General features: G+C 62.0%; 13 protein-coding genes and 1 pseudogene. 4 read left to right on the forward strand and 10 right to left on the reverse strand.

The genetic code is table 11. From position 1 onward, the window contains the following. Positions 1-14 precede the first annotated feature (14 nt). From AC07OE_RS10585 to AC07OE_RS10610, 6 genes and pseudogenes are all read right to left on the reverse strand, one after another. Positions 15-2,408, reverse strand: coding sequence for a glycoside hydrolase family 3 N-terminal domain-containing protein (locus AC07OE_RS10585; RefSeq protein WP_495070533.1), 2,394 nt, complete (start codon positions 2,406-2,408; stop codon positions 15-17). A 49-nt stretch (positions 2,409-2,457) separates the two neighbouring features. Further along, positions 2,458-3,588 (reverse strand): annotated as a pseudogene (locus AC07OE_RS10590) (ABC transporter ATP-binding protein). Positions 3,589-3,646: 58 nt separating this feature from the next. Next, complete coding sequence (locus AC07OE_RS10595) at positions 3,647-5,041, reverse strand: GH1 family beta-glucosidase (RefSeq protein WP_495070534.1); 1,395 nt, start codon at positions 5,039-5,041, stop codon at positions 3,647-3,649. 9 nt (positions 5,042-5,050) lie between these two features. Further along, positions 5,051-5,926 (reverse strand): carbohydrate ABC transporter permease, encoded by an 876-nt coding sequence (locus AC07OE_RS10600; RefSeq protein ID WP_495070535.1) that lies wholly within the window; start codon positions 5,924-5,926, stop codon positions 5,051-5,053. Continuing rightward, positions 5,923-6,810, reverse strand: a complete 888-nt coding sequence (locus AC07OE_RS10605; RefSeq protein WP_495070536.1) for a carbohydrate ABC transporter permease — start codon at positions 6,808-6,810, stop codon at positions 5,923-5,925. The genes AC07OE_RS10600 and AC07OE_RS10605 overlap by 4 nt, the downstream gene beginning before the upstream one ends. 90 nt (positions 6,811-6,900) lie before the next feature. Continuing rightward, positions 6,901-8,172: an extracellular solute-binding protein gene (locus tag AC07OE_RS10610; protein WP_495070537.1), complete on the reverse strand. Its 1,272-nt coding sequence runs from the start codon at positions 8,170-8,172 to the stop codon at positions 6,901-6,903. 248 nt (positions 8,173-8,420) lie between these two features. On the opposite strand from AC07OE_RS10610, the gene AC07OE_RS10615 reads away from it, so the two are divergent. Further along, positions 8,421-9,491 carry a LacI family DNA-binding transcriptional regulator gene (locus tag AC07OE_RS10615; protein ID WP_495070538.1) on the forward strand — a complete coding sequence of 357 codons (1,071 nt, stop codon included), beginning with the start codon at positions 8,421-8,423 and terminating at the stop codon, positions 9,489-9,491. 94 nt (positions 9,492-9,585) lie between these two features. Here AC07OE_RS10615 and AC07OE_RS10620 read toward each other — a convergent pair whose 3' ends face one another. Then, positions 9,586-11,811, reverse strand: coding sequence for a malate synthase G (locus AC07OE_RS10620; RefSeq protein ID WP_495070539.1), 2,226 nt, complete (start codon positions 11,809-11,811; stop codon positions 9,586-9,588). Between the two features lie 139 nt (positions 11,812-11,950). Between AC07OE_RS10620 and AC07OE_RS10625 the strand changes: the two genes are divergently transcribed. The 3 genes from AC07OE_RS10625 to AC07OE_RS10635 are packed head-to-tail and all read left to right on the forward strand — an operon-like array spanning position 11,951 to position 14,407. Beyond that, on the forward strand, positions 11,951-12,250 hold the full coding sequence (locus AC07OE_RS10625) for a Dabb family protein (protein WP_495070540.1): 300 nt from the start codon (positions 11,951-11,953) through the stop codon (positions 12,248-12,250). A 6-nt stretch (positions 12,251-12,256) separates the two neighbouring features. Further along, positions 12,257-13,441: a CaiB/BaiF CoA transferase family protein gene (locus AC07OE_RS10630; RefSeq protein WP_495070541.1), complete on the forward strand. Its 1,185-nt coding sequence runs from the start codon at positions 12,257-12,259 to the stop codon at positions 13,439-13,441. Positions 13,442-13,489: 48 nt separating this feature from the next. Further along, entirely contained in the window at positions 13,490-14,407 is a 918-nt protein-coding gene (locus AC07OE_RS10635) for a LysR family transcriptional regulator (RefSeq protein WP_495070542.1), read from the forward strand. Between the two features lie 45 nt (positions 14,408-14,452). On the opposite strand, the gene AC07OE_RS10640 is transcribed toward AC07OE_RS10635, so the two are convergent. The 3 genes from AC07OE_RS10640 to proC all read right to left on the reverse strand — a co-directional run bounded on the left by AC07OE_RS10640 (position 14,453) and on the right by proC (position 16,799). Beyond that, on the reverse strand, positions 14,453-15,637 hold the full coding sequence (locus AC07OE_RS10640) for a GGDEF domain-containing protein (protein WP_495070543.1): 1,185 nt from the start codon (positions 15,635-15,637) through the stop codon (positions 14,453-14,455). Between the two features lie 70 nt (positions 15,638-15,707). Continuing rightward, positions 15,708-15,971 carry a DUF2164 domain-containing protein gene (locus AC07OE_RS10645; protein WP_495070544.1) on the reverse strand — a complete coding sequence of 88 codons (264 nt, stop codon included), beginning with the start codon at positions 15,969-15,971 and terminating at the stop codon, positions 15,708-15,710. 12 nt (positions 15,972-15,983) lie between these two features. Continuing rightward, positions 15,984-16,799: a pyrroline-5-carboxylate reductase gene (gene proC / locus AC07OE_RS10650; RefSeq protein ID WP_495070545.1), complete on the reverse strand. Its 816-nt coding sequence runs from the start codon at positions 16,797-16,799 to the stop codon at positions 15,984-15,986. Between the last annotated feature and the right edge of the window lie 73 nt (positions 16,800-16,872).

A 16,872-nucleotide genomic window follows, 5' to 3' on the forward strand; every position in this document is an offset into this window, starting at 1 on the left:
GTTTGCTAGAACCTTCAGACTGTTCGAATGTCGCTGCAGCTTTGCATTCGCCAATTCCTCGGCAGCGTGCGCGCGCTGCCGATCGCTTCGACCTCAGCGCGTAGTCGAATGTCAGCGCTCGACGCCCCGATCGCGAGTTCAAAGTTGCCGGGCTCGACAATTCGTTGTCCGTTTGCGCCAGTGAACCCAAGCATGTCGACCGGGACACGGAGCGTGATGCGGGCCATCTCGCCGGGACTCAGTTCGACGCGTTGGAACGCCTTGAGTTCACGCACCGGACGCACCACGCTCGCCAGCCGGTCGCGCACATAGAGTTGCGGTACATCTACTCCGCCTTGTGCTCCGACGTTGGCTATTTCGAAGCTGACTACGATTTCACCGTCGATTGGCACCGTGGGGCTTTCCAGTTGGAGATTACGATACTCGAATTGGGTATAGGTCAGACCGTGACCGAAGGGATAGCGGCTGCCGAAGTGCAGCGCGATTGGCGTCCCACCGCTCTTGACCTTGTGGTTGTAGTAGTACGGCAGCGCGCCGGCATTCTTCGGCATCGACACGGTAAGGCGTCCGCTCGGTTGCACGATGCCCGCAAGAACCTCGGCAATCGCTGTGCCGCCCTGCTGGCCTCCGGCAAAGGCCATCACGAACGCCGCAACATGCTCCTCCAGGCCACCCAGGTTGTACGGGCGCCCGCTGCTCAGCACCACGACGGTGGGCGTGCCAGTTGCAACCACGGCCTCGAGCAGTTGCTGTTGCACACCCGGCAGGCTTAGAGAGTCGGTATCGGAACCTTCCCCGATGGTGCCAGTCTGAAACAGGCCAGCCAAGTCGCCCAAGCACACAATCGCCACGTCGGCGCTGCGCGCTGCCAAGATGGCGGCGGGGAATTCGTCACTCCGCTGCGACACGGGCGAATTTGGTAGTTCGGGGGCGTCCAACACGTCTCCCGGGAATACCGGCGTGCCGCTGCGGCGCTCTTCGATGATCTGACACCCTCTGGCGTAGACCACGTTGTCGGCGCCAAACACCTGCTGCAAGCCCTGCAAGGGCGTCACGATATGGCGCGTGTCTTCGATCTGGTCATGCAGCACAACATGGGCCGGGTAGCTGTAGCCGCTGAGTTGCGCCATTGGGTCCGCTGCGGTTGGTCCGATGACGGCAATGCGGCGCCCGATGGAGGGGGAGAGCGGCAGCATGCCGCTGCGGTTGTCGAGCACAACAATCGCTTGGCGCGCTGCCTCCAAAGCTGTCGCAATGGCCTTCGGCTTGCGCAGCTGAGGCGTGGGGCCATCCTCGAAGGTCTGCTCGAACAGACCAAGGCGAAACTTCTCTGTCAGCACGCGACCGACGATGACATCGATCGTCGCCGTCGTGATCAGTCCGCGTTCGATGGCAGACGCGAGGTGCTGCGCGCAATCATCGCCCGGTAGTTCAACGTCGAGGCCGGCATTGAACGCGAGCGCAGCGGCATCGGTCGCGTTCGCTGCCACGCCGTGGTGCTGATACAGCAGGCTAACGCCCACATAGTCCGCCACAACCAGTCCATCGAAGCCCCATTGATTGCGCAGTACCTCCGTCAGCAAGTGATGCGAAGCATGGACCGGCTCGCCATCAATGTCGTGATAAGCCGGCATGACCGAGCCCGCGTTGGCCAACTTGACAGCCATTTCGAAGGGCAGCAGAAAGATGTCGTTCAGCTCGCGCCAACCGACATGCACCGGTGCATGGTTGCGCGCACCTTCACTGAAGGAGTGACCGACGTAATGCTTTAAGGTCGCGAGCAAGGACCGGTCCGGCCCTTGCATACCTCGCACGTAACGCGTGGCCATCACGCCGACAAGGTAGGGGTCCTCGCCGAAGGTCTCTTCGGTGCGGCCCCAACGCACGTCGCGAGACACGTCGAGCACCGGCGCCAAGCCCTGATGGCAGCCGATCTCACGGCATTCCGCGCCGATTTGCTGACCGACCTGCTCGACGAGCTCGGGGTTCCAGCTGGCGCTCAAACCCAACGACGACGGAAAAAGCGTGCCATCGCGCGTCATGATGCCCATCAGGCATTCTTCGTGCGAGATCGCAGGAATGCCAAGCCGGGTCTCATTGCGCAAAAAACGTTGCAGGTGGTTCAGCGCACGCAATCCAGTGCTGGCGTCAACCCCATGTGTCCCCATTGGACGGGTGATTTGTCCAAGGCCGTTCTTCAATCGTCGCTGAACCTCGTGGGGGTCACTTCGTCCGATGAAGGCTTCGCCGGGGCGCACCTCATGTTTTCCGTCTTCCGATAGCACCAACCAAAAGGCATGCATCTGTGCGATTTTCTCTTCGGGCGTCATGCGTCCGAGCAAATCCCGGACACGCTCCGCGATAGGGTGGTTTGGATCCTTGTAGAGGGGGAGGGGCGTGGTAGTCATGGTAATAGGGAAGCAGTGACAGGGGAAGCGAAAAGAACCTGACCGGTGTTTAGTGGGTCTGCCGTGCAATAGCAAAGCTGTTGGCATCGAAGAGGTGGTACTGGTCGGCGTCGATTAGGAACGAGGCCTGTTCGCCTGCGACCGAACTGCCGTGGCCTGCCACTTTGACGATCAGACCTTCACCTGCGGTGCTTTGCAGGTACACGTAGCTATATTCGCCAAAGTGTTCGACCTTCTGGACCTAGCGCGTGATAGTCGCGTCGCCAGCTGCAGCGGGCGCCATGTGCTCAGGGCGGATGCCCAATGTCACGTGGCTGCCCGGTGCAACGGCACGACCTCTGGCGGGAAGCCGCAGGCTGCCCCCGCCGGCCGCCGCGTCAATCTCCAGGTGCAGCATGTCACCCACGATTTCGCTCACCTGGGCAGGCAGAAAGTTCATGCGCGGCGTCCCGATGAAGCCCGCGACGAACAGATCGTTCGGGCGGTGGTAGAGCTCCAGCGGCGCGCCGACCTGGGCCACGCTGCCGTGCTTGACCATGCCTTCACCCGCCCGCAGGAGCACGATCTTGTCTGCCAACGCCATGGCTTCGGTCTGGTCGTGGGTGACGTAGACAATGCTGGCGCTCTCGAAGTCGCGGTGCATGCGGGCAATCTCTCCGCGCATGTGAACGCGCAGCGCGGCGTCCAGATTCGATAGTGGCTCGTCGAACAGGAACACCTTGGGTCGGCGGACGATGGCACGCCCAATGGCTACCCGTTGGCGTTGGCCACCTGACAGGGCCTTGGGCAGGCGGTCAAGCATGTGCGTGATCTGCAGGCTCTCAGCGGCAGCGCGAACACGGCGATCGATCTCGCCCTTTTCGACCTTGGTCTGGCGCAGGCCGAAGGCCATGTTGTCGTACAGGCTCATGTGCGGATACAGCGCATAGTTCTGGAACACCATGGCCACCTGTCGCTTGGCGACGGGCACTTCGTTCATGAGCACGTTATCGATGAGCAGGTCGCCGGCCGAGATGGATTCCAGGCCGGCGATCATGCGCAACAGGGTTGATTTTCCGCAGCCCGACGGGCCAAGGAAGACGCAAAACTCGCCCGTGTCGATCTGAAGGTCGGCATTGCGGATGACCTGGGTCGAGCCATCATAGGATTTCTGAACGGATCGCATTGAGATTTGGGTCATGTAGGTTTCTCTTGTGCAGGTTCAATACTCATCGGCGCTTCAACGGGCTGATTGCTTGTTACAACGTCGCGTTGGCATCGGCCAAGGGAAAGCCGTTGTTGCGTGCAGTGCGGCCGTACCAGTACCCCGAATCTTTCACGGTGCGCTGCTGAGACGCATGGTCCACATGAATGATGCCGAACCGCTTCGTGAAGCCGAACGCCCACTCGTAGTTGTCGACGAGTGACCAGACGAAATAACCACGAATGTCGGCGCCATCGGCAATGGCTTGGTGCACAGCAGCGGTGTGGCGTGCCAAATAGCGGGTGCGGTACAGGTCGTTGACAGCGCCGTTGGCGCCGGGGCTGTCTGGCCCCGTGGTTCCGTTCTCGGTAACGTAGAGGCTGGCTGGCTGGTAGTCGCGTTGCACACGCAGCAATGTCTTGTAAAGGCCTTCCGGTGCGACCTCCCATTCGGCGAACTCGGCGCGCGGTACGAATGGCCAGTAGATCTGGCGTGCAGCCAGAAACGAACGCTCTGACGCGTCACGGCCCGCTGGGTCGTGTGCGATGATGCGACGGGTGTAGTAATTCACGCCGAGAAAGTCTGTAGGGGCGGCCATTGCCTCGAAGTCTCCGGGCTCCACCCGTGGCGCCGCCTTGCCGTACCAGGCGAGCATGTCCTCAGGGTAGCCGCGCCCATAGACCGGATCGAGGAACCACCGGTTGAAAGCGCCATCCCAGCGTGTCGCCGCCGCCTGGTCCTCGACACGGTCGGAGGCCGGCTCGATCCACTCCAGGTTGTTGACGAGCCCCACGCGCGCGCCCGGGCAGGTCTCGCGGATCAAGGGCACGGCCTTGCCGTGTGCGACCAGCAGGTTGTGCGCCACCGACAGTGCGGTGGACAGGTCTTTCGAGCCGGGCGCATGCACGCCGTAGAGGTGGCCGCAGAACGAAAAGACCCAGGGTTCGTTGTGTGTCATCCAGTCTTTGACACGGTCGCCTAGCCGCTGGACGGTTGCCTCGGTGTACCGCAAGTACGCATCGATCGTTTCGCGCCGAGCCCAGCCGCCTCGGTCCTGTAGCGTCTGCGGCAGATCCCAATGGAACAGCGTTGCGAATGGACGAATGCCTCGCTCCAGCAATGAATCGACGAATCGATCATAAAAGTCGAGGCCGGCCGTATTGACCGCGCCATCACCGCTTGGAACCACGCGTGGCCATGCGATCGAGAAGCGGTAAGCCTGAAGGCCGAGCGAGCGCATTAGGTCGAACTCTTCAGAGTATCGGTGGTAGTGGTCACAGGTGGCAGCAGGGTTGGTGCCGTCGGCGATGCGCGAAGAATCTCGCGCGAAGTGATCCCAGATCGATTCCGACTTACCGTCTTCCATGGCTGCGCCGTCCACCTGTGTCGAAGCTGTAGCGGTACCCCAGACGAAGCGATCCGGGAAATGCAAAATTTGACTTTCGTTCATACGAGTTTCTTATCCTTTTACGGCACCAGCTGTGGCACCTTCCATGATTCGGCGGCTGAACGTGAAGTACAGCGCCAGCGCGGGTAGTGCGACTAGCACCATGCAGGCAAACTGCACGGCGTAGTCGGACGAGTACTGCCCCTGAAACCTGATGATGGAGAACGGCAGAGTCCTCTTGTCATCGGTCGAGAGGTAGGTGTTGGCCATGATGAATTCGTTCCAGTTGGTGAGGAAGGTCATCACGGCCACCGTCATGGTGGCCGGCATCGACATGGGGGCCACGACACTCCACAACAACCGCGGCCAGGACGCGCCGTCCATCAGCGCAGCTTCCTCGATCGAGCGGGGCAGGTTGGCGAAGTGGCCCATGAACACCAGCGTGTTGAAAGACAGCGTGAAGGCCACGTAGGTGATGATCAGGGCCAGGTGCGTGTCGACCAGTCCGAAGTAGCCGAACCAGATGAAGTTCGGCAGTAGCGTCGTGTGGATTGGCACCACCATGCCCATGGTGATGGCCCCGAGGGCCACGGCCTTCAACCGCCACTGCAGACGCGTGAGGGCGTAGGCCATGCAGAAGGACAAGACCGTGGAGATCGCCGTCGAGACCGTCACGACGAACAGGCTGTTCATCGAATACTGGAGCACCTTGCCGTCCCGAAAGGCGCGCACATAGTTGTCCCATTGCGGATGCAATGGCAGGCGCAGCAGTTCGCCGCCAAACAGATCACCGGACTTCTGCAGCGAGTACGACGCCACCCAGATCAGCGGGAAGAGCTGCATGATCGCCACGAATACCAGCAGTGCATACAGCGCCACCTTCAAGGTTTGCCGCTGAAACCGGTACGCGTTGTTGCTTCTGACCTGCAGCATTGAATTGACTTTCATGCGGCCTCCGAAGGCGCTGGCATGGCGCGTCGCACGACCAGCGTCAGTGCAATGGAGATGGCGACAAAGAGGACGGACAGTGCGTTGCCGTAGCCGTATTCGCCGGCCGTGAAGGCCTTCTGGTAGAGATAGACACCGAGAAACTGGGTGAGTTGTCCGGGCCCCCCAGCCGTAGACAGCAGGATCAGTTCCATCTGCTTCATCGACGAGATCACGTCGATGACGATCACTGCGCCGATCACCGGGTACAGGTAAGGGATCACGATGTGGAAATACGTTGCGAACCAACCGGCGCCGTCGACCCGAGCCGCCTCCTCGAGCTCCTTGGGGACCGTCATGAGTCCTGCGTAATAGAAGAGCAGCGCCCACCCGAGACCTTGCCACACGATGATGAAAATCACCGCCCAGATGGCCGTCTGCGGGTTCGACAGCCAGGACACCGCCAGCGATTTCAGACCTACCGCAACCAGCGCCTTGTTCAGCACGCCGTAGGTCGGATTGAGGATGCTGACCCACATCTTTGCGATGATCACGACCGACAGCACCGCGGGGACGAAGTAGATCGTGCGCAGAATGCGCGAGAGGCGCTGCGTCACGTGCGCTAGCACGGCTGCCAGCGCGAAGGCGATGGGGTTCTGGACCAGGATCGTCACCACCATCAGCAACAGCGTGTTCCACAGCGCGCGCCAGAACACTGCGTCGTCCATCAGGATTTCGCGGTAGTTCTCCAGGCCAATGAATCGGTAGTCACCGAAGCCTGCCCAATCGGTCAGGCTGAAGTAGATGCTGAAGCCCATAGGGATCAGCATCGCGAAGACCATGACGGCGACGGCTGGCAGGACCAGACAGGCAACCAGGGCCTTGTTTTCGAAGGGGCTTTGCATGGGGATCCTTTTCACGCGTAGGCGCTGGACGCCAGAGTGTTGCGGCCGGCCCCGCATTTCGTCGTTGAACCGCGGGTCGCCGGAGGCGGACTACTGCTTGCGCGCGGCCTTCTCCGCCGCGGCATCAACCTTTGCGGTGAATTCCTGCGGTGTGATCAGCAGGGAGCTGAGTTCGCGGATCGCGTTCTGGATGTCCTCCTTGAACGCAGGAGTCGAGAGGTCAAGCGAGCCGGTTCCGGACGTCGCCTTGGCTTCGGCCGCAATGTGAAGCAGCGACTTGGCTACAGGTGTGTCGCTCGGCCGCGCAGCCACGGTCTGCGCAGGGAAGGTGGCCTGCTTCTCCCAGGCCAGGGCGGGAAAGCGCTTCGCGTAGAACTCAAGGTACTTGGCGCCGAGTGCGGCGTTCTTGCTGGCCGCGCTCACGACATAGTTGCCGCCGTACCAAGCAAACAAGTCGTCCGCTTTGCCCTTGCCGCCGGCGATGGTGGGGAACTTCAACACATCGATGTTCGCGCGGAAGTCCTCCGAAAAGTTAGCATCCGAGGCCAGGCCGAGTTCCCAACTGCCCATCAGGTACATCGCCGCCTTGCCCTGCCCGAACAGATTGCGGGAAGCCCCGTAGTCAGAGACGCCGAGATCCTCCTGGAACATTCCAGCTTTCACCATATCCTGCAGCACGGTGGCAGCCTTTACGAACACCGGATCGGTGAATTTGATCTTGCGGGCCAGTGCCTGACGCGGCAAGGTCGCGTCTCCGGACAAGCGCCACACGATCTGGTCGAAGGTAATGGCCAACGGCCACGCGTCTTTGCCGTCAGTTGTCATCGGGATGATGCCCTTGGCTTTGAACTTGGGTGCCAGCGCGACCATGTCCTCCAGCGTATTGGGCAGCTTGTCGATACCGGCTTCCTTGAATAGCTTCTTGTTGTAGTACACGACCCACAAGTCTGCAGACACCGGGATGCCATAGAGCTTGCCGTTGTAGACGTTGGATTCCAGTGCGCCTGGCAGATAGCCGTACTTTGCGAAACTTGCCTGATCGAGCGGCATGACGAACTTGCCATCGACCATGGGTTTGAGCAAGGTTGAAAAACTCCAGTACTTGAAAACGTCCGGCATTTGCTTGGCCGTGGCGTAGATCTTCATTTTTTCCTGGTAGGGCTGATCCGGATAGCTCTCCGTGACGATGTCCACGCCGGGATTGGCGGCCTTGAACTCGGTGTTGATCGCCTCGACGACGGCCCCCCAGCCGGTGTTGCGGTCAGGCAGGTTGTCGGCCATTTTTACGGTGACCTTGTCGGCGGCCATTGCCAGAGTCGGCAAAGCGATCAGTGTTGTTAAGAGCAGCGAGCGGACTTTCATACATTTCTCCTTGGAAGGGCTGGGAAAGTGATTTCTAACGTAGCGAACGTTAACGTTAACGTTAAATAAAGTCATTGGTGGATACCCTTAATTTGTCATGCGACGTCAAGATTGAGGTGGGGTGCTTCGGGATCAGGCGATTGCCTTGCTCGGCAGGCGCGTGCCCTCTAACGCTAGCGCTACCGGTATGATCACCCGATCGCAGCCGCCACAGCTTTGCCAGTGATTGATGACCAATCGACAATAAGATGACCAAGAAAAACGCGCCAACGTTGGCCGAACTCGCCAAATCTGCGGGGGTCTCCACAATGTCCGCCTCGCGTGCGGTCAATCTCTTGCCGGGGGTCTCCCGTGAAACACGGGAACTCATCCTGAAGTTGGCCGCCGAGATGGGTTACGTGGCCAATCGCAGTGCGCAGAAGTTGTCGGGTGGCCGCAGCGGGGTGATCGGTCTGCTGGCTGCCGACCTCAACAACCCTTACATCAGTGCTTTGGTCTCTGGTGCGGTGCGGGCGGCTTCGGTAGCTGGGCACGAAGTGTTGATCTATTCTCTTGTGGGAAATGATCAGCGGCCCACGGCCAGAGTGCTGCAATTGCTACAGCAATTCACAGACGGTGTGATTGCTGTCTTGCCATATCAGTTCGGCTTCGTGGAGGGCCTCACAGCTGCGCGCTTACCCGTCATTACCATTGACCATCACCGCGAGCATGCCGAGTTCCCTTCGATCGCAGCGGACAATTACGGTGGTGCCCGTAGTGCCATGCAGCACTTGGCGACATTGGGCCATCGCAGGGTTGCCTTTATCACCGGAGAGGAGCAGTTGGGATCGGCGCAGGATCGGCACCGCGCTTATGACGATGCGGTGGCAATTTTTCGGCTCGAAAGTGATCCGGCGCTCGTGCTGCGTGGTGACCACACGGCACAAGGCGGTCGCGAAGCGGCGCAGAGGCTCATGACAATGAAAGTTCGGCCTACGGCCGTGTTCGCCAGCAACGATCTCAGCGCAATAGGCGCGATGTCCGCCCTCCAGGCTGCCGGACTACGGGTGCCTGATGACATTTCGATTATTGGTTTCGATGATCTTCCGACGGCCTCGCAAGCCCATCCATCTTTGACGACTGTCCGGCAGCCAATTGCTGAGATGGGGAGGGCGGCAGTCAACACGCTCCTGGCCAGCATCGCCGGACTTGAAGTAGTGACGCCTCAGGTCACGCTGCCGACAGAGCTGGTCGTTCGGGAATCGACTGCCGCAATGCGAGGTCTGTCCTCGAAGGCTACTTTGCGTGCAAACGGAACCAGTATTTCTGCCCCTACTTGAGTCGAATGATTTAGACCGAAATCGTCCGCTGGAGCCCCCGCAGAGTATGCGCAAGCAGCTACTAAAACAGTAGCGCCTGCGCGCCGTAGCAGCTTTACGCCGCCGCCTTCACCTTCAAGCGCCAGGCATGCAGCAGCGGCTCGGTGTAGCCGCTGGGCTGGGCCAGGCCCTTGAACACCAACTCGGTAGCCGCCTGGTAGGCCGCGCCGCTGAAGTTGCCCACCATGGGGGTGTAGAGCTTGTCACCAGCGTTCTGCTTGTCCACCTTGGCGGCCATGCGGGCAAAGGTTGCTTCGACCTGGGCTTTGGTGACCACACCGTGGTGCAGCCAGTTGGCCATGTGCTGGCTGCTGATGCGCAGCGTGGCGCGGTCTTCCATCAGGCCGATGTCGTTGATATCGGGCACCTTGGAGCAGCCCACGCCCTGGTCCACCCAGCGCACCACATAGCCAAGGATGCCCTGCGCGTTGTTGTCCAGCTCGGCCTGCTTGTAAGTCTCGCTCCAGTTGGGGGTGGCGGTCACCGGGATCTGCAGCAGGCTGTCCAGAATGCCGTTACGGGCCTTCTCGTAGTTGGTCTTTTCCAGTTCCTTTTGCACGTCGCTGACCAGCAGCTGGTGGTAGTGCAGGGCGTGCAGCGTGGCGCCGGTGGGGCTGGGCACCCAGGCGGTGTTGGCACCGGCCTTGGGGTGGGCAATCTTCTGCTCCATCATGGCCTTCATCAGGTCGGGCATGGCCCACATGCCCTTGCCGATCTGCGCCTTGCCGCGCAGGCCGGATGACAAGCCCACCAGCACGTTGTTCTTCTCATACGCCGCAATCCAGGCGCTGCTCTTCATGTCCGCCTTGCGGATCATGGGGCCGGCCTGCATGGCGGTGTGCATTTCGTCGCCCGTGCGGTCCAGGAAGCCGGTGTTGATGAAGGCCACGCGGCTTTCGGCGGCGGCGATACAGGCCTTCAGGTTGACGGAGGTGCGGCGCTCTTCGTCCATGATGCCCAGCTTGACCGTGCTGTCTGCCAGGCCCAGCATCTTCTCGACGCGGGTGAACAGTTCTGCGGCAAAGGCCACTTCGGCCGGGCCGTGCATCTTGGGCTTGACGATGTAGACCGAGCCCTTGCGCGAGTTGCGGATGGCGTCCTTCTTGGTCTTCTTCAGGTCGTGCAGGGCGATGGTGGTGGTGACCACCGCGTCCATGATGCCTTCGGGGATTTCTTTTGTTGTGCCGTCGGCTGCGGTGTAGGTGATGGCCGGGTTGGTCATCAGGTGGCCCACATTGCGCACAAACATGAGGCTGCGGCCGTGCAGTTTGACTTCCTTCTTGCCGTCAGGCGCGGTGTACACGCGGTCACCGTTCAGGCCGCGGGTCAGCGTCTTGCCGCCCTTCTCAAAGCTTTCCACCAGCGTGCCTTGCAGAATGCCCAGCCAGTTGCCATAGGCCAGCACCTTGTCTTCGGCATCCACCACGGCCACGGAATCTTCCAGGTCCAGGATGGTGGAGAGGGCCGCTTCCAGTACCAGGTCGCTCACACCGGCGGCGTCGCTCTTGCCGATGGGGGTGGTGCGGTTGATGATGACGTCCAGGTGCAGACCGTTGTGCTGCAGCAGCACGCTGGAAGGATCTTTGGCTGCGCCCTGGAAGCCGATGAACTGGGCCTTGTCGGCCAGCTTGGAGGTGCTGCCGTCCTTCAGGGTGACGACCAGGTCACCGCCCTTGACGGCGTAGCCGGTAGAGCCCACGTGCGAGCCCTTCTTCAGCGGGGCCGTACGGTCCAGCACGTGGCGTGCGTATTCAATGACCTTCTTGCCGCGCTTGGGGTTGTAGCCCTTGGGGCCAACCTTTTCCTGGCCCTTCTCTTCGCTGATGACGTCAGTGCCATACAGCGCGTCGTACAGGCTGCCCCAGCGCGCGTTGGCGGCGTTCAGCGCGTAGCGCGCGTTGAGCACAGGCACCACCAGCTGCGGGCCGGCTTGCGTGGCCAGCTCGGCGTCCACGTTCTTGGTGCTGATCTTCACCTTCTTGGGGCTGGGCACCAGGTAGCCGATCTTTTCCAGAAAGGCCTTGTAGGCTGGCATGTCGGCAATGGGGCCGGGGTGGGTTTGGTGCCAGGTGTCCAGCTCGGTTTGCAGGCGGTCGCGTTCGGCCAACAGGGCGATGTTCTTGGGCGCCAGGTCGGCCACGATGGCGTCAAAGCCGCTCCAGAACGTGGCGGGTGCAATGCCGGTACCGGGCAGCACCTTCTCTTCGATGAAGGCGTGCAGGCTGGTGGCCACCTGCAGGCGGTGCACGGTGGTGCGGGGCGTGGTGTTTGCGTTGGACATGGGCAATGCCTTTCGGGAAAAAGAGAAATGGGGTGCCGACCGCGCACGGCCTGAAGCTGGTTAGGTACTGTATTCCATCCTTTGTGCGGCACTATATGGAAGAATATCAATCTATTTGTGACAAAACCAAAGGTATTCCATGTCTATCCGCCACCTGGTCCTGCTGAAATTCAAAGCCTCTGTGACCGCGCCCGAGATCCAGAAGATCGAGGCCGGATTTGTTGATTTGCGCAGCAAGATCAGTGCCGTGCAAAGCCTGGAATGGGGCACCAACAACAGCCCCGAAGGCCTGGACAAGGGCTTCACGCACTGCTTCAACCTCACTTTTGCCGACGCCGCCGCCCGCGCGGTCTACCTGCCGCACCCGGACCACCTGGCGTTTGTGGAGATTTTGAAACCCACGCTGGACGATGTGCTGGTGCTGGACTACGCTGTGTAAGCGCCCATGAGCGAGAGCAAGCCCCTGCCGCTGGCCGGCATCCGCGTCGTCGAGTTCACCCACATGGTGATGGGCCCCACCTGCGGCATGACGCTGGGCGACCTGGGTGCCGAGGTCATCAAGGTGGAGCCGCTGGCCGGCGACAGCACGCGCAAGCTGCTGGGCAGCGGCGCGGGCTTTTACCCGCTGTTCAACCGCAACAAGAAGAGCATTGCGGTGGACCTGAAAAGCCCCAGGGGGCGCGAGATCGTGCTCAAGCTCATCGCCACCGCCGACATCGTGAGCGAGAACTTCAAGACCGAGACCATGCAGAAGCTGGGGCTGGACTACGCCACGCTCAGCAAGTTGGACCCGCGTCTCATCTACGTGAGCCACAAGGGCTTTTTGCCCGGCCCTTACGACCACCGCACCGCGCTGGACGAAGTGGTGCAGATGATGGGCGGCCTGGCCTACATGACCGGGCGCCCCGGCGACCCGCTGCGCGCGGGCAGTAGCGTGAACGACATCATGGGCGGCATGTTCGGTGCCATCGGCGCCATGGCCGCGCTCATGCAGCGCCAGCAGACGGGCAAAGGCCAGGAGGTGCAAAGCGCGCTGTTCGAGAACAACATCTTCCTCGTGGCCCAGCACATGATGCAGTTCGCGGTGACCGGCACGGCCGCTGCGCCCATGCCGAACAAGATATCCCCGTGGGGCATTTACGACGTGTTCAGCGTCAAGGATGGCGAGCAAATCTTCCTGGCCGTGGTCGGCGACGGGCAGTGGAAAACCTTCTGCGAAGCCTTTGCCTACGCCGACCTGTTTGCCGACCCGCGCGTCACCACCAACAACGACCGTGTGCTGGCCCGCAGCTGGCTCATCCCCGAGCTGCGCACGCGCCTGGCGCAGTTCAGCCGTGCGGAACTGTCGCAGCGCTTCGAGCAGGTGGGTCTGCCGTTTGCCCCCATCACCGACCCGCAGCATTTGTTTGACGACCCGCACCTGCAGGCCACGGGCGGCCTGGCGCCTATGGAGTTGCCCGATGGCCGTCAGACCCAGGTGCCGCTGCTGCCCATTACCCTGGACGGCGAACGCCTGGGCCTGCGGCTGGACCCGCCCAAGCTGGGCGAGCACACCGATGCACTGTTACAAAGCCTGGGCTACTCCGCCGGCGACGTAGCAGCCTTGCACGCGGAAAGCATAGTGCTATGAAAACAGTAGCTGCTTGCGAAATATCGACGGGGGCTAGAGGCTGAAATCATGGATAAGCTCAAGCAACTCGAATCCTTTGTGTCCGTCGCCACCCGCGGCAGCCTGACCGCTGCTGCCAATGCCGAGGGCGTGGCCCCGGCCATCATGGGACGCCGCCTGGACGGGCTGGAGGAACGCCTGGGTGTGAAGCTGCTGATCCGCACCACACGGCGCATCACGCTCACGCACGAGGGCAGCGCCTTTCTGGAAGACTGCCAGCGCATCATTGCCGACGTGGCCAATGCGGAGGCCAGTGTCAGCGCGGGCGGCATCAAGGCCAGCGGCCACCTGCGCATCACGGCGCCAGCCGGCTTTGGCCGGCGGCACGTGGCACCGCTGGTGCCCAAGTTCCGCGCGCTGCACCCCGAGGTCACCGTGTCGCTGAACTTGAGTGACCGCGTGGTCGACATTGCGGGTGAGGGCTTTGACTGCGCCGTGCGGGTGGGCGACATGCCCGACTCGTCGCTGGTGAGCGTGCGCATGGCCGACAACCGCCGCCTCTGCGTGGCCACCCCCGCGTACCTGAAGCGCCATGGCACGCCGCAAACGCCCGCCGACCTGTCCAAGTTCCACTGCCTCACGCTGTCCAGCGATGCCTCTCAGACACGGGGCTGGGCCTTCAAGCAAGCCAATGGCGAAGTGCTCTACATGAAGCCCGCCGGCCCGTTGGACTGCAGCGATGGCCAGGTGTTGCACGACTGGTGCCTGGCCGGCCTGGGCATTGCCTGGCGCAGCACCTGGGAGGTGGAGGCCGAAATCGCCGCCGGCCAGTTGGTGGCCGTGCTGGAAGACTACGCCGCGCCGCCCAATGGCATCTACGCTGTCTTCCCCCAGCGCAAGCATTTGCCGCTGCGCGTGCGGCTGTGGATCGACTTCATCAAGGAGCGCTACAGTTCGCCAGGGTTTTGGCAAGCGCTACAAAAGTAGGAGCTTTTGCCCAATGAATACGGGGGCTGAAGGGTAGTTTTATTCCTAAGCTGGCTGCGTGGAGACTTCCACCCGGTTGCGCCCATTGCGCTTGGCCAGGTACATGGCGGCGTCGGCGCGGCGCAGCACGCTGGCCTTGGATTCGGACGTGCCCAGCACGGCCACGCCAAAGCTGGCGGTCAGGGGTACCGGCTCGTTTTGCAGCATGAGTGGGTTGTCTTCCAGCGCCTGGCGCATTCGGTTGGCCGCCTCGCGCGCGCCGGTCACATGGGTGCCAGGCATCAGCACCAAAAATTCTTCGCCGCCAAAACGGCCCAGCGCGTCCACCATGCGCAGGCGCCGCTGCACCACGGCCACCACATGGCACAGCGCCTGGTCGCCCACGGCGTGGCCCAGGCGGTCGTTGATAGCCTTGAAGTGGTCCAGGTCAAAGAACACGCAGGCCACGGGTTCGCCATTGCGCCGGGTGCGCTCAAACTCGATGTCCAGCCGCCCCTCCAGCGAGGCGCGGTTGAAGCAACCCGTCAGATAGTCTTGCTCGGCCAGGCTGCGAAAACGCTTGATCAACCGGCCTGCAGTCAGCCCGGCCATGGTGATGTTCATGGCCATCACGATGACCGTGAGCAGCCACAAGATAGGCGTGAAGCGCGGCACCGGCACAAACTCTCCGGTGCTCAGGGGCGGCGTACCCTGCACGGCCACCAACACCGCGCGCAGCAGCAGGGCCACCGTGGCGAGCAGAAACGGCCCGCTGATGGCCCAGCGTACCGACAGTGAAAACTGGTCATTGCGCAGGCCGCGGTAGCAGTCCCAAAAGCAGTTGAAGGTGAGGATGGCCACTGTGACCGAGAACACGATGGCGCGAATGACGAAGGAGCTGGAGTCGGGGGCCACCTGCAGCGTGATCAGCATGGCCACCAGAATGGGGCCGATGCGCCGGGCCAGCGTGGGTAGCTCGTCCAGCCGCACCAGAAACACAATGCCGCTGTGGAACGCTGCCAGGCCCGCAAACACCATCCACTCCACCAGTTGGTAGTGCAGGTAGCTGGGTTCGGCGGTGCGCTGGATCAGCAGGCCCACGGTGGCGGCAAACAGCAGGTTGGCCGCGCAGAAACGGATGGTGGCCTTGGGCGCCATCTTCATGGCACCGCCAATGACGCCCCACGAGAATGCCCACATGGCGGTGAGCACCATGTCCATGTAGAACAATGTGATGTCAACCTGTCCCAAAGGCCGTGCCCCTCAGAGTGGCGGTGATTGGGAATCAGTGTAAACCGGCCAGCCGGCGCCGGCAGCGTCTTTAGCGCTTCTTGTCGAACTTGCGCCAGTACTGGAACTCGTCCTCGTGCACTTCCAGGTCCACCTCCATCACGCGGGCCTGCAGCCGGTCTTGCACATCGGTCACGGCCTGGTTGTAGACCACCGGGCCCACTTCTTCCAGAAAGAAACCCAGCAGCGCACCGGCAGATACGTTGCCAATGGGCTCGTCCATGTTTTCGCGGAAGTAGCGCTCGATGGAGGTGATGGCCTGCTTGCGTGCTTCTTTGGAGATTTCGATGGCCATGTTCAGACTCCTTCAGGCCCCGCCAAATTCCCGGCCCAGCTCTCCCGCGCGTGTTTGCGCGGCAAACAGGGCCTTGGCAAACAGGGCTTTCACACCGCTCTCATCCATGCTGGTGATGGCCGCATAGGTGGTACCGCCCTTGGAGGTGACCTTGGCGCGCAGGCTCTCGGGCGGCTCGGTGGACTCACGGGCCAGTTCGCCCGCGCCAATGAAGGTGGCCACGGCCAGGCGGTAGGCCTGTTCGCGCTCCAGGCCCATCTGGGCACCTGCCTCGGTCATGGCCTCCATGAAATAGAACATGTAGGCCGGGCCCGAACCGCTGATGGCGGTGACCGCGTCCAGCTGCGCCTCGGCCGTCAACCACACGGTGGCGCCGGTGGTGGCAATCACCTCGTCGGCCCAGTCCTTCTCGGCCTGGGTGACGGCCGGGCGGGCGTACAGCGCAGTGATGCCCTTGCCGATCAGCGCGGGCGTGTTGGGCATGGTCCGGATGATGCGCTCGCTGCCCAGCCAGGCGGCAATGCTGTCGCTGGGAATGCCGGCGGCCACGCTCAGGTGCAGTGCGCCCGTGTTGTGTGCGGCCACGGCGGCAGCCGCGTCCTTGAAGGTCTGGGGCTTCACGGCCCAGACGATGAGGTCGGCGTTGGCGAGAAAGGCACCGGCCTCGGCCTGTGCGGCAATGCCAAAGTCGACCTGCAGGCGTTCGCGTGCTTCGGCCCAGGGCTCCACCACGTCGATCTGGCTGGCCGCGAAGCCCTGGCGGACCAGCCCGCCGATGATGGCGCTGGCCATATTGCCGCCGCCGATGAACGCAATGCGCTTGCCCATGGAGTTGTCCTCAGTCGTTGTGGGTGGAGAGAGCGTCAGAGTCTATCCAAAGCCACCCGGCGAAGACCAACAA

This window comes from Rhodoferax sp. GW821-FHT09E07 (assembly GCF_059416145.1).